General features: G+C 34.7%; 16 protein-coding genes and 1 pseudogene. 5 read left to right on the forward strand and 12 right to left on the reverse strand.

Annotated elements, in window-relative coordinates:
• Positions 1-1,832: pseudogene (locus AVJ20_RS00005) on the reverse strand (BCCT family transporter); the annotation flags it as partial.
• A 526-nt stretch (positions 1,833-2,358) separates the two neighbouring features.
• Here AVJ20_RS00005 and AVJ20_RS00010 point away from each other — a divergent pair.
• Positions 2,359-2,919 carry a lipocalin family protein gene (locus AVJ20_RS00010; RefSeq protein WP_111883684.1) on the forward strand — a complete coding sequence of 187 codons (561 nt, stop codon included), beginning with the start codon at positions 2,359-2,361 and terminating at the stop codon, positions 2,917-2,919.
• Between the two features lie 138 nt (positions 2,920-3,057).
• Here AVJ20_RS00010 and AVJ20_RS00015 read toward each other — a convergent pair whose 3' ends face one another.
• Positions 3,058-3,255 carry a hypothetical protein gene (locus AVJ20_RS00015; RefSeq protein ID WP_111883685.1) on the reverse strand — a complete coding sequence of 66 codons (198 nt, stop codon included), beginning with the start codon at positions 3,253-3,255 and terminating at the stop codon, positions 3,058-3,060.
• 329 nt (positions 3,256-3,584) lie between these two features.
• Between AVJ20_RS00015 and AVJ20_RS00020 the strand changes: the two genes are divergently transcribed.
• Entirely contained in the window at positions 3,585-3,818 is a 234-nt protein-coding gene (locus AVJ20_RS00020; RefSeq protein ID WP_078190806.1) for a DUF2171 domain-containing protein, read from the forward strand.
• 757 nt (positions 3,819-4,575) lie between these two features.
• On the opposite strand, the gene AVJ20_RS00025 is transcribed toward AVJ20_RS00020, so the two are convergent.
• The 8 genes from AVJ20_RS00025 to AVJ20_RS00070 all read right to left on the reverse strand — a co-directional run bounded on the left by AVJ20_RS00025 (position 4,576) and on the right by AVJ20_RS00070 (position 9,330).
• Positions 4,576-4,785: a cold-shock protein gene (locus AVJ20_RS00025; protein ID WP_111883687.1), complete on the reverse strand. Its 210-nt coding sequence runs from the start codon at positions 4,783-4,785 to the stop codon at positions 4,576-4,578.
• 449 nt (positions 4,786-5,234) lie between these two features.
• Positions 5,235-5,420, reverse strand: coding sequence for a hypothetical protein (locus tag AVJ20_RS00030; protein WP_228157130.1), 186 nt, complete (start codon positions 5,418-5,420; stop codon positions 5,235-5,237).
• A gap of 127 nt (positions 5,421-5,547) precedes the next feature.
• The gene (locus tag AVJ20_RS00035) at positions 5,548-5,934 is read right to left on the reverse strand and encodes a hypothetical protein (protein ID WP_111883688.1); all 387 of its coding nucleotides are present in this window, start codon (positions 5,932-5,934) and stop codon (positions 5,548-5,550) included.
• Positions 5,935-5,988: 54 nt separating this feature from the next.
• Entirely contained in the window at positions 5,989-6,201 is a 213-nt protein-coding gene (locus AVJ20_RS00040) for a hypothetical protein (protein ID WP_078193454.1), read from the reverse strand.
• Positions 6,202-6,204: 3 nt separating this feature from the next.
• Complete coding sequence (locus tag AVJ20_RS00045) at positions 6,205-6,420, reverse strand: cold-shock protein (RefSeq protein ID WP_111883690.1); 216 nt, start codon at positions 6,418-6,420, stop codon at positions 6,205-6,207.
• 123 nt (positions 6,421-6,543) lie between these two features.
• Positions 6,544-6,765 (reverse strand): transposase, encoded by a 222-nt coding sequence (locus AVJ20_RS00050; protein WP_067766975.1) that lies wholly within the window; start codon positions 6,763-6,765, stop codon positions 6,544-6,546.
• Positions 6,766-7,697: 932 nt separating this feature from the next.
• Positions 7,698-7,907, reverse strand: a complete 210-nt coding sequence (locus AVJ20_RS00060; protein ID WP_111883693.1) for a cold-shock protein — start codon at positions 7,905-7,907, stop codon at positions 7,698-7,700.
• A 1,192-nt stretch (positions 7,908-9,099) separates the two neighbouring features.
• Positions 9,100-9,330 carry a hypothetical protein gene (locus AVJ20_RS00070; protein ID WP_078190858.1) on the reverse strand — a complete coding sequence of 77 codons (231 nt, stop codon included), beginning with the start codon at positions 9,328-9,330 and terminating at the stop codon, positions 9,100-9,102.
• A gap of 236 nt (positions 9,331-9,566) precedes the next feature.
• Here AVJ20_RS00070 and AVJ20_RS00075 point away from each other — a divergent pair, with 236 nt between their 5' ends.
• On the forward strand, positions 9,567-10,043 hold the full coding sequence (locus tag AVJ20_RS00075) for a CinA family protein (protein WP_111883695.1): 477 nt from the start codon (positions 9,567-9,569) through the stop codon (positions 10,041-10,043).
• Positions 10,044-10,121: 78 nt separating this feature from the next.
• On the forward strand, positions 10,122-10,739 hold the full coding sequence (locus AVJ20_RS00080) for an aminotransferase (RefSeq protein WP_111883697.1): 618 nt from the start codon (positions 10,122-10,124) through the stop codon (positions 10,737-10,739).
• 65 nt (positions 10,740-10,804) lie between these two features.
• On the opposite strand, the gene prpC is transcribed toward AVJ20_RS00080, so the two are convergent.
• Both prpC and prpB read right to left on the reverse strand, forming a co-directional pair.
• Positions 10,805-11,941, reverse strand: coding sequence for a 2-methylcitrate synthase (gene prpC / locus AVJ20_RS00085; RefSeq protein ID WP_111883699.1), 1,137 nt, complete (start codon positions 11,939-11,941; stop codon positions 10,805-10,807).
• 3 nt (positions 11,942-11,944) lie between these two features.
• Positions 11,945-12,829 (reverse strand): methylisocitrate lyase, encoded by an 885-nt coding sequence (gene prpB / locus AVJ20_RS00090; RefSeq protein WP_111883701.1) that lies wholly within the window; start codon positions 12,827-12,829, stop codon positions 11,945-11,947.
• 239 nt (positions 12,830-13,068) lie between these two features.
• Here prpB and AVJ20_RS00095 point away from each other — a divergent pair, with 239 nt between their 5' ends.
• Positions 13,069-13,722, forward strand: a complete 654-nt coding sequence (locus AVJ20_RS00095; protein WP_111883702.1) for a TetR/AcrR family transcriptional regulator — start codon at positions 13,069-13,071, stop codon at positions 13,720-13,722.
• Positions 13,723-13,754 lie beyond the last annotated feature (32 nt).

Genomic DNA, 13,754 nt, shown 5'->3' on the forward strand with positions numbered 1-13,754 from the left:
TTGATAATCTTGCGTAATTTCTGCTGAATCAGTCATAAAACTTGGTGTATTTTTTTCTTGAACAACCACTTGGTAAATAAAGTTAATCTCATCTTGATGGTTTACACGTAGCTGCAAGCCATCATCTATCGTGTTTACTGTCACATCTAAATGACGACGCTTAAACTCTTTCTGTAGATTTGAAAATGCCTGGCTTACCGTTTTTTCAATATAATCTTCAACTTCTTCACGTGTATGCGGATAATGCATAATCAATCCTAAACGTTGCTGCCAACTTCTTGGATTATGAATTGCTCTAGGTGTAATACGCGCATCCTGTAATGCTTGCATCTTGGTTGCATCTAAATGTAGAGCCTTGACTAAGCCCCAGCAAATTAAAAGCATTACGAAGGTGAATGGTAATGCACTCAACATTGTTGCAGATTGCAAAGCTCCTAAACCTCCAGCGAACAACAAAACAATCGCAAGCACTGCCATTATTGTTGTCCAAAACAATCGTTGCCAGGTCGGAGAATTTTCCGATTTTGCTGTTAAATAGTCTGTAACAAGTGCACCAGAGTCAGCTGAAGTCACAAAAAATAGCATAACCAGTATAGTCGCCACAAAACTCATCAAGCCTGAGAATGGCAAGTCCCTAAATATTCAAATAATGCAACGGATGAATCTCGTTGCACTGCAGAAATCAGCGAGGTGTTCGCTTCGTTTAAAATACTATAGAGTGCAGCATTCCCCATGACTCCCATCCAAATCAGCGTAAAGCCTGTTGGAATAAGTAAAACACCTACAATAAACTCACGAATAGTACGTCCTTCAGACACACGCGCAATAAACATACCTACAAATGGTGACCATGAAATCCACCATGCCCAGTACATAATTGTCCAACCACCGATCCAACCATCAGACTGGTAGGCATATAAATTAAAGGTCATATTGAACAAATTTGAAATGTATTGCCCCGTGTTTTGGATAGTCGTTTGCAATATAAAAATGCTTGAACTAGCAAAAAATACAAATAGCAACAGCACTAAAGCTAAGCCCAGATTAATCTCTGATAATCGTTTAATACCCTTGTCTAAGCCTATAAATACAGATAAAGATGCCATAGCTGTAACAATGACAATTAAAATAAGCTGCGTCGTCGTTGAATATTCAATTCCGAATAAATAATTTAAGCCAGAGTTAATTTGGGTTACACCAAAACCTAATGTTGTTGCGACACCAAATACTGTACCGATGGTCGCAAAAGTATCCACACCATCACCAATTGGACCATAAATTTTCTTTCCAATAAGAGGATATAAAGCAGAGCGAATCTTAAGAGGTAGATTATGTCTATATGCAAAGTAAGCTAAAGCTAAGCCCACAATTGTGTAAATTGCCCAAGCATGAAGTCCCCAATGAAAGAATGTTACACGCATGGCTTGCTGCGCTGATTGAATTGTTTCAGGCTCACCAGTTGGAGGTGAAACATAGTGCATCACTGGTTCCGCGACACCGAAGAACATTAAGCCAATGCCCATACCAGCTGTAAATAGCATGGCGAACCAGGAGCTATTACTATATTTTGGCTGACTATGATCTAAACCAAGTTTAATTTTACCCATATTTGAACAGGCAATATAAATAAGCACTATTAGAAAAATGGCTACAGATAGCACATAGAACCAACTGAATGAGTTTGTAACCCATTGATTCAGTTGTTTAGTTATTAAATCAAAAGCATTGGGAGCTAAAAATACAATGGCAATAAAAATGCCGATAATAACAACTGTGCTAATAAACACATTTGGATTCACATTGGAATACCATGACGGTTTCAATGAAGACATACCTTCCCTATTCCGTTTTATTTGTAAGACAGATCTAAATTGATCAAAGAGATATCCGCTACTTGCGAAAGAAACAGGCTTGTATTGAAAAGTGCTGGCATTTTCATTTTCGTTTGAAAATTTAAAGCTGACTCGTTCAAAGCTGTTGTTTAGAGTTTGAGCATGTTATCATATTTTTAGATATATAATCCAATATTAAGTAGTAAAGCAAATTAAGAAAACGATCCACAATCAAAGTTTTCAATTTTTTTCTTATTTGACGCCCCGTTTATTCTCTAGGGAATTGATTTGCTAATGTAGAAAATACTCATCGCTTTGCTGAGATTAAACATTTATTCTTTTCTAGAGTTTATATGATTACGTAAAAATTTTGTTGATCTTATAAAATGAGTATTAAACACACTTAATAAATTTTAAAGCTGAAACAATGATTAAAGATCAAATACTTAATACATAAAAAAACAAAATGAGCTGAAAAGCAATTTATAGTAATTAATTCACTTTCAAATTAAAGCAGGCTTATAACATGAATTCAAAAACCCGTAAGCTCCTTTTAGCTGGTGGTGCAGTACTTATTGCAGGCTCATTGCTCTCAACGGCAAATGCAAATACTACGGAAGTTCAAGCGGTACCAAAAGTAGATTTAAATAAATATCTTGGTACTTGGCATGAGATTGCACGTAAGCCACTTTATTTCCAAAATAAATGTGATTATAACGTCACAGCTAAATATTCTTTAAATGAAAATGGTAACGTCAAAGTTGATAACAGTTGTTATAGCGCAGATGGTAAACTCAACCAATCAATAGGTGAAGCATATGTTCAGAACGCGCCAGCAAACTCGAAACTTAAAGTGAGCTTTTTACCAAAAGCAATTCGTTGGTTGCCAGTAGGCCGTGGTGATTATTGGGTTCTAAAAATTGATGATGACTATCAAACTGCGCTAGTTGGGTCACCAAATAAAAAATACCTTTGGGTACTCAGCAGAACTGCTAACCCTGACCAGGCCACAGTTGATGAATACTTAGATTATGCAAAATCCATCGGTTTTGATTTATCAGATCTAATTAAGACTAAACATAAATAAGCTTTAAAAGCCCTCTTATTGAGGGCTTTTTAATTTAATGATCCATTATTTGTATTAAATTTAAAAATAAGTGCTTAGAACAATATATGCTTTCTGCGCTAGGCAAAGGCTCTTTTCCTAAACTGATTACAAATAAATTTATCTTTCTAATAATTGACCAATTTCTAAATTTGAATATCCACGATCTTTGAAAATTAAAACAATTGCTTGCTTATACACATCAGAATCAGAAGATTTATATTTATTAATAAGTTGCAGCTCTGAATTAAGCTGGAGATCATTTTTTATAGTCAATACTTCCGTAGAGACTTTGTTAAAAATCTTTAAGTTAAACATACAGGCACTCGTTATCCGCGTTATAGCGGCCCGACTACAACAAATACCTGCCTTAGCATAGCTAGACACCCTTGGCCGAAAGGATTACAAATTAAGATAATATTTGCAAGTTTTCGTATTTCCAAGAGATAAAAAGTATCCAAAAAAACTATAAAAAGGTCGTAAAACGCCCAAATCAAAACTTATTTCTAAATAATACAATGTAATTTATCTGGCCAAGAACGTAAGAACATAAGACCCTTTGTATCCCTTCTATTTCAATCCCTGATATCAGCGTCTATTTACGATAGGCTGAATGCTCACTCACATTGAAATAGGAAAATATTCTAATGACTACTATTAATGTTGAAAATATTAAGAGCCATGCAGATGTAATTGCTTCATGTGGGACTAAAGTTGGTGAAGTAGACCACTTGCAAGGTTCAGATCAAATTAAACTGACTAAACATGGTGACGGCCATCACCACTTAATTCCAGTTTCATGGGTTGGTGAAATTACAGACAATAAAATTGTACTGACTAAAGACTCTCAAGAAGTTAAAGATACTTGGGTTGAAGCTTAAAACCTCTATTCTATAAAAAAACCCTCTTAGTGAGGGTTTTTTTATATCTGGTGAAATCATTCGAGTAAGTTAGTCTTTATCTAATGTGTGAGGTGTTGTCGTCTCTTCATTTTCATTACTGTCTTTTTGCTGGCAACCTACCAGCCCAATTACTAGTACTACGCTTATAATTGCTAACGCTTTCATACTTAGGCCTATATATTTGCTAAACCTCTACACTAACAAAGTATGACGGTTACTGTGTAAATTTATGAAATATCATTTATGAGATAAATAATAAGAAAGTCTTTAAATAAAGTTTTTCATATATTAATGATTGTCTAGATTATGAAGTTATCCCTACATTCAAATAATTATCTTTCACCCAGGCCAATAATTCTTGTGCTGCTGCAAGACGTATGGCGTCTTCTTCCTCGGCCTGATCAATTAGATCTGAAGGAGGGAATGGTCTAAAGTATTCCAAGTTTAGCTCCTATTATTGAGCGTGACTTAATCCTGCTCTAGCTTCGACGATGATTTTTTGAATTTCTTCCCGTCTGTTTCTTCTTTTCATGGTAAATCCACACAGAAGAAATCAACACACTTATAATTAGTCCGCCAATCAGTACTTGTAGTCTTGTAAAGATCATTTTTATTGCTCTTATCATGAAGTTTTCATTTTAATTAAGCATTTAAATATTAAAACTTAATGGCAATTAATGACAAAAACCCGCCTTTGAAAGACGGGTCAATACATAATATGTTGAGTAAATATTTTTTAGAGAATTTGGATATTGCTGGCTTGCTTGCCTTTCTTACCATTCGTAATTTCAAACATTACACGCTGACCTTCCTCTAGTACTTTATAGCCATCGATTCGTACTTCACTATAGTGTGCAAATAATTCTTCACCAGTATCGGAAGCAATAAATCCAAAACCTTTTGTACCGTTGAACCACTTCACTGTACCGTTTGTTAAATTAGACATTCATATTCCCTTTAAGTAATTATCAGTTTAGAAATTGCTGTAAATATTGATTAATTAACAAGCATATTCAATATAACCAATAATCCTTAAATATGAGGATACAACTGTTAGATCTATGTGAATCAAGTTCTTGTTTTATTTTGCAATTACACACAAAAGTGATAAATTTCTCTCATATTAAGGTAATAATCAGATATAGATTGTAATATTCGATCATTCACACTTTCCATAAATTGATGAAAAAAGCCCCACATATACATGTGGGGCTTCACCCAATTCATTTGCGCTGATATGAGCCAGTAAATTATAAAGCACTTTAATCAAAATATGTATTCAAAATATATCTTTAAAGCTAATTAATATAAACTATCGATTCAACTGCGTGTATGCCCATTTTAAAAATTTATCTTTATCATGAAAGTTTGGTACATTGATTAAGTGAATAAAACTCACTGCTCCAAATTTACCCGCAATCTTTTTAGGATAACAATTTCAAAATCATTGTCATTACCTAAATTAAGTTCTTTGAAAAACTCCAGAACCTTGTTATGCAAACCTTGCTGTGAATGTTCAGTTCGCTCTATCAGAAAATCATAAATCTGGCTTAAAACATGTAATTCAAAATTTTTATTCATGACTTTCTTCTCATAATTGTTAAGGTTGAAATCCCAAACTAACGGTTATTATGAGAAAATTAAAGTAATCTAACATCCTGAAACAATATGCTTTGAAATATCTAATTTAAGATAACTCATGTTTTTTTTAAGCTTTTAGCCAGGCCTTTGCCCGCCCCATATTGATATCTGCAAGTTCAAATCTGTGAAATCGATACCCCAATTCTTCAGCATGATCGTAACGATCCATACTCCAAGCCTTTGTTGCTAGTTTACCCTTGCGACCACCCGACCACGGACCACCAGCAATTTCAATAAACACTCGGTATTCAATAAGGTGAAGATCAAAAAGCCAATGTTTGGTACTTTTGAAATGAAAGTATTCCTCAAATTTCATTTCCATTTGGTCTAATATTTCTTTTAGTCGCTCGTATGCTTCTAAGTATTTTTCACTGGCTTTAGGTAAAGGCCTGGTGCGTGGTTTCTTTTTGGGACGTATCTTTTTGGTTAGCGCTTCATATACATCAGGCTCCATATTTCACCCAATAAAAAACCTCCCGGAGGAGGTTAATTTAATTGCATGTAAAAATTAAAATAGCTTAAATATTTTTCCAGTTTTATCACTGTAGAAATGCATATCAAAGCTAGGCTTAATTATTTCATCATCTATATTTAGATAACGGACGCAATCCCCAAAACTATTTGGCTCATCAGATGACTTTTCGCACATAGCTTCTAGTGTATAGACAGCGCCATGTTGATCAACCACATCTAACATTACTTTGTTTAATAAAGTTTCCATGTATTAGCCATCAATCCCAACGATTTCACTCGCTTGGAAACCACGTTGACCTTTTGATACGCTAAATTGTACACGTTGACCTTCAGCTAGGCTTTTAAACCCATTTGACATAATTTGAGAAAAATGAGCAAAGACCTCTTCGCCATTATCAGCTGCAATGAAACCGAAGCCTTTAGCATCGTTAAACCACTTAACAGTACCTGTAGTTAAATTTAACATAATAATTTCCTTTAATAATATTTAATTTAGAGTTCTTCAAAAATTAAGAAAATAAATAGTTAATCTATAAATAATTTAATTAAAAAATTTAGCTCTAAACTGTTTAGGTTTGAGATTGAATGTTTAAAAATACAATTTATATAGTTTATTTAGTTCAGTATAAAAAGATTTACCATCAATATTTAAAGTTAACTTTTGTCCTGATTCCAAGACAACTTGTTTAGCAACTTCAACTAAGGTTTTACCATTCAAATTGCTTTGAATTTTTTTTAACGGAATAATATTCACACGAATTTCATCGCCGTTAGTTGCTGAAGCAGTAGTCCAGCCGTTAGATATGTTCATTTATTGACTCATATAATGAGCTTTTGTAAACAGAATAGTATTAAAAATAAAACCAACTTTAATTTTGGAGATTGTTCACTTAAGAAAAATTTAAACTTATGATATTTACAGTAGCAATGAAATTTAAGAAAGATAAAAAAAATTAAATTAATATCTTAAAAATAGAATTTAAGGAAAACCCACGGATAGCTGCAGGCTTCCCTTGATCGGCATGATGCGAATTCATGCTATGCGTTAACTGTTTGAATTTGATGCTTGAACATCAGAATGGAGGGAATACGCAATTCCGTTAACAACTCAAACACTACCGTTCCGCTTACGGATTCGATCAAACACACTATATCAAATATTTTAATATAAACCTAATGTTATTTCAATTTTATTTATATTTCATAACTTATAAATTAACTTTTTGTTAGCTAGGCATATTCGGGGCATTAGGATTACAACACTTCATACAAATTTCTAAGTCTAGTTTCGCCTGTACTTTGTCTGTCATATAGTCACCAAAAAAATCCCGCTACTTCCTAGCGGGATTTTCTGAAACTTTAAATTATTTTGAGTCGTTATTTCTTTACTTTTAAACAACTCTGACAAAAAAATTAAATTTCCATCAAAGCACTTTCGTGTAACCATCTCACTATGTATACTAATCATACATTTTATAAGTTGTAACATTTTAATGGCCCTTGATATATTAAATTAATTATTTAAATTTAATAACATAAATATTATCTAACCAATCGTTTCATTTCACTTAACCTTATTTCCTTGTTTTCCGTATGAACTGCAAAGCAAATAACGATTAAACTAAAGAAAAATATTGTAATAAGTATTTTGAAGCTTGTACCCATGTGCACAAAGCTCAAAAAAATTTTTACGGATAAATTTTTATGTTTATTAACTGCGGTTAGCAACCCAACACAGTTGCCTTACATAACTGTGATATTGCTAGCTTGTCGGCCTTTTTTTCCTTGAGTAATTTCAAATTGTACACGCTGGCCTTCTTTAAGTGCTTTATAGCCGCTCATGTTTATTTCACTGTAGTGTGCAAATAAATCTTCACTACTATCAGATTGTATAAATCCAAATCCCTTACCTTCATTGAACCATTTCACTATACCACTGGCATTGTTAGTCATTTTTTATTCCTAATGTTTGAGTTTGTTATTTCATACTCTTTAGTAATACTTAGTAAGTTATTTAGTTAGTTTAGTTGCTCATAAGCCCATTTTAAGAACTTATCCTTTTCTCGAAATAAGGGTACTAATTTAAGATTGATTTTAGATATGCTCCCAAATTTTCCATAAAGGATATTTGGCTCCGTTTGTATGACGTCCGATTGATCTCCTTGAGAAAGTTCTTTGAAAAACTCCATAGCTTGGTTATAGGGTGTTAATTTTTCGAATCCTTCCCGTTCGACTATAAAATCATAGATCTGCCTTAAAACATGATGATCATATAGATTGGGCGTTTTGATTGCTCGATTTAGAATTGTTGTTTTATAAATCTAACTAAATTGTATAAATTTAAAAAGTGCGAAATAGTTCAAAAAATAAAAAATTTATGTAAATTAAAGATATTAATTTTATCCATTTTAAACATCTAGCTAAACCATTGTTAAGTTTAATTAAAATACATAACCTGAAAGTCTTAAAAGTTATTTTTGTTACAATTTTAAAAAATTAAAGTTTTTATATCCTTAGAGGCTTTGTTGCACAAACCTACCGGTAAGGTCTTATTCCGCAATATAATTCCTAGATGAACAAACCTACGTCCAAAATCTTTCGTACGTGGCGCTTCTTCTTTCATAACATCTTGCATAGAAAAACCTTGCTATCGTTTTGGCTTTACCCATACACAAATGAATTAAAACCATTAGCTCTATTTTAAATTTATTCAAAAATTTATATCAATATTTTTGATAAAAATTTAATTATATAGTTTTATTTACTAAGCTTTTTATTTAAAGCCAAAGATGTGGGTAACCAACTTAGATCAGTTTGGATTAATAAAATAGAAATACACAACTAAGCATACTAGAGAAATCGTTGAAATTAAAAGATAAGTGCCCGTTGTATTAAAGCTTTTTAGAAATTTAAATAAGTCCATCATTTCTTCCCCCATGAAAAAACAGATAAATTATACTAAATAATATCTGGGGGATTAAATAGCTGTTAGTCGAATAGCGAAGACGACACGATCAAGTGGTCATTAAAAATACACATCTCATTTAAATCTAGATTTATATATAAATTTGAGTCTGTCAAATACAAAAAAAACAGCTACCAACTCAATGAGAACTGTATTTTTAATACTACAAATTGATCGAAATTAAACAGCAAGTACTTTCACAATAATGGTTTGCATGTCTTCATTTTCTTCCGCCAAATAAACACGCTTTAACTCTTTGCTTTTCACTTTGAATTGATGATTTTGATACTGAATTACAGCCGGAATTTGATCAAAATACAGGCTATCTGCGTCTAATTCTTCTTGAAAAAGTGGCGTGCCCAATTGATAGTCTAGGCTTTTTAATACTACATATTTAACAGTCGTTTTCATTGAAATAAACCTACTTTTGTTACGCTCTTTATTTTAAGTTTTAACATCGTTTTCCTTCCGAAGAAACCTTTATTTCATATTTTCGTACAGCTTCTAAACAATCACGCTATTTTCGTGAATTCCACAACACACACAGTACCAACTTAGACTTTTAGTGAAATTACAGACGAGCGAAATCAATGCTAAAATTTTAAGAATACTAATGACCATTCACCATTCTACTTTGGGGTAAGCACATGCTTAAACAGTGCTGCGATGCTTTAGAACAAAAATCCATGACCATCGCGTTTATCGAGAGCGCAAGCTCTGGTTATTTGTGTAGTCAATTTTCTATTTATAAGAATAGTGGTGCAGATATCTTGTTAGGTGGTCTGGTCAGCTATGATCCATCGATCAAGCGTGAAATTTTAAAAGTAGATCCTCTACTAATAGAAAAATTTACGGCCGAATCCGCAGAAGTGACTCAAGCGATGGCTGAGCAAGGACAACAACTATTTTTACATGCGGACTTCGTGGTGGCCTGCACTGGATTACTCAAACCCGGTGGCAGTGCAACCGTAGAAAAACCCGAAGGAACATTTTATATTTCAATTTTACATGATAGTCGTATTTATAATTATCATTATTTTATTTTGGGTACGGCTTTAGAACGCTTAGATCAGTTAACTGAAAATGTTGCTCACAGTGTATTAGACATCTTAAATGCAGAATAAAACATACATAATCTTCATATTTAAATATCATTTTGCATCGCATACTGTATTGAGGAATTTACTTATCAGGACAAGAAAATGCAGCTACGTCATTTCAATGCATTCGCAATTAGCACCCTACTGTCCTGCTCTGCTTTCGCGACGGTAGGCGGCCCTCAAACCATTGAGGTTTTTGGTTTTGATAAAAAAGACCAAAAAATCTATTTAATGCGTCATTTTGAAGATGGTCGTGGTCGTTTACCACAATTATATTATTATCAATTAGATAGCAAAAAACCGACGCAATTAATTACAGTGAAGTCTTTGTATATTAATCCAAAGACAAAACGGATTGATTACGATCAAGACAGCACCCAGTTTGATAAAGAAATCGCGAAAATAAAAAAACGTGTAGTCAAATTAACACCAGTAAATAACAATAATGCTCGAATACAGTTATTAACAACCATGAATGGCACTGCAAAATCATGGTATGACCCGAATGAAACCATTGATAAATGGACCTATCAATATCGTGTTAAAAATTTGCAGTATAAAAGCGCTGTACAAAAGGCTGAGACCTATAAAGAAGGTTTAAAAATCTCTAAAACTTATCGTGTAATGCAAAAGCCCTTTTATTTAGTGACTGTTAAATATCTAGGGATTCCATTTGAAACAGGATATAGCGTTGAAGATCCGGTTTTACTAACCAAATAGATTGTTAACTCAAATACCAAATAATAAAAAAGCCTCTTTTGAGGCTTTTTTATTACACTTCAAAATTATGCCGCTGAACGTTCTGCAATCGGCACAACTTTACGTAGTTCAGGACCTGTATAATCAGCACTTGGGCGAATAATACGGTTGTCTGCACGCTGTTCCATCACATGCGCTGCCCAGCCTGTTACACGTGACATTACAAAGATTGGCGTGAATAGTTTGGTTGCAATATCCATGAAATGATATGCAGATGCATGGAAGAAATCAGCATTACAGAATAATTTCTTCTCACGCCACATCACTTCTTCACAGCGCACTGATACAGGATAAAGTACAGTATCACCGACGTCTTTTGCTAGGCGTTCAGACCATTTCTTGATAATGCCATTACGTGGATCGTTATCTTTGTAAATCGCATGACCAAAGCCCATGATCTTTTCTTTACGCTCAAGTTTGCCTAGCATTTCTCGCTCAGCTTCTTCTGGAGACGTCCAGTTTTCAATCATTTCCATTGCAGCTTCGTTTGCACCGCCATGTAATGGACCACGAAGTGAACCAATTGCACCTGTGATGCATGAATGCATATCTGATAATGTTGATGCACATACACGCGCTGTGAATGTAGAGGCGTTAAATTCATGCTCTGCATACAGAATCAGTGATACGTTCATCACTTGCTCATGCAATTCATTTGGTTTTTCGCCACGCAGTAAATGTAGGAATTGAGCGCCGATTGAATCATCATCAGTGTTTTCTTCTACACGTACGCCATCATGGCTGAAACGGTACCAATAGCAGATGATTGCCGGTAGTGTTGCCAAAATACGGTCTGCAACATCTTGTTGCTCTTCAAACGATTTTTCAGTTTCTAAATTTCCAAGCATTGAAACGCCTGTACGCATCACATCCATTGGGTGCGAGTCAGCAGGAATGCGTTCTAACACCTCTTTCAACGCCTGCGGTAATTGACGCAATGATTTGAGTTTGGCTTTGTATGCTGCAAGCTGTTCTGTTGTTGGTAATTCACCAAAGAAAATCAGGTACGCGACTTCTTCAAACTGACAGTTTTCTGCCAAGTCTTGAACGTCATAACCACGATAGGTTAAGCCCGCACCACTTTTGCCTACAGTTGACAATGCAGTTTTACCAGCTACTTGTCCGCGCAGTCCTGCGCCCGTGAGTACTTTTCCTTCAGCCATTTTTTATTTTCCTTCAGTGAACAATTTATCTAAGGTGTTTTCAAAAGTGTGATAATCGAGGAATTGATAGAGTTCTTTTCGTTGCTGCATTTTATCTAGTACATTGACTTGTGTACCGTCATTGCGGATCGCATGCATTACTTCGAGTGCCGCTTTTTGCATTGCACGTGTTGGTGATAATGGGTAAAGCACCATTGCAATACCCTGCTCGCCTAGTTCTTCTTTGGTGTAGTAAGGGGTATCACCAAACTCTGTAATGTTTGCCAGTACAGGGACACCGACTGCATCGCAGACAGTTTTGTACATGGTAATATCAGTCATTGCTTCAGCAAAGATCGCATCAGCACCGGCTTCTACACATGCACATGCACGGTCAATCACTGCTTGCAGACCTTCTTTCTGCAAAGCATCTGTACGTGCCATCACTACAAAGTTTGAATCAGTTTTTGCATCGACAGCCGCTTTAATACGGTCAACCATTTCCTGCTGCGTCACAATTTCTTTGTTCGGACGGTGTCCACAGCGTTTTTGCGCGACTTGGTCTTCGATATGAACCGCTGCTGCACCCGCAGCAATCATTTGTTTCACAGTACGAGCAATGTTAAATGCACCGCCCCAACCTGTATCGATATCGACAAGTAATGGCGTATCTACACGTTCAGTAATACGACGAACATCTTCCAAAACATTGTCTAAACTGGTCATGCCTAAGTCAGGTAAACCATATGAATAGTTCGCAACACCTGCACCAGATAAATATATGGCTTTATAGCCAACTTCTTTTGCCATCATTGCTGCATAGGCATTTACTGTGCCAATGATTTGTAATGGTTTTTCGATTTCCAATGCTTGTCTAAATCTTAAGCCTGCAGACGTTTGTTGTGTCATATTCCTTTCCACGGCATTTACTTTAATTTTCGAAGTTTGAGTATATCCATATTTTTTTCCAACTCTATGGCTTTGTAGAATATTAACTCTAAAACTTTAGTCAAATATTTCACTTGTCACCTATCTGTTGTTATTCTTTAGTCAAAGATCTCTTATTTATGAGCAAAGCAGAAAAGTACTGATTTTTTTGCTATAATTATCGTCAAATCAGCTCTTTTTTTGTTAAATATTATCACTTTATGCAAGATTTAATACACATTGAACCTTTAACGCATGACCAGCCACAAACACGGCGCGGACATGAACGATGTGTTGCGCTTTTAGAAAGTGCTACGGAGCTTTTTTTAAAACGTGGGTTTGATGCAGTTTCATTAGATGACATCGTGAATCATGCAGGTGGTTCAAAAGCGTCAATCTATAAATATTTTGGTAATAAAGACGGATTATTTAAGGCCATTTGTGACTATCGTCGCTGCTTATTTTTCAAAGATATTTGCCTACCATTTACAGTCAGCCCTGACACCGATATTCGTGCTTATCTCATCAATACTTTAAGTGACTTTCATCAGCATATTGTGATGCCTGAAAATGCGGCATTTATGCGTTTAGTTTTAGAACAAACTGGACGTAATCCGGAAATAGCACGTTATATTCATGAGCAAGGTCCGAAACAAATTCAGAACACCGTTGCGGAAATTTTATATCAAGCACATCAACACGGTTTGCTGTATTGTGAAAACCCGCTGTTTTCGGCTCAATTTTATTTTGGAATTTTGCGAAATTTAGAATGGCGCGTTCTCATGGGCATCACCATTGATGAAAATGATCAAGAAACCATCAATTACATCAGTTATTGCGTCGATCGTTTCCTAGACGGTCACCAAAAGCGCTAGATTTTTTGCAATTTACCTCTCTTATAGTATAT

This window comes from Acinetobacter sp. CFCC 11171, from assembly GCF_003268405.1.
Classification (GTDB): Bacteria; Pseudomonadota; Gammaproteobacteria; order Pseudomonadales; family Moraxellaceae; genus Acinetobacter; species Acinetobacter amyesii.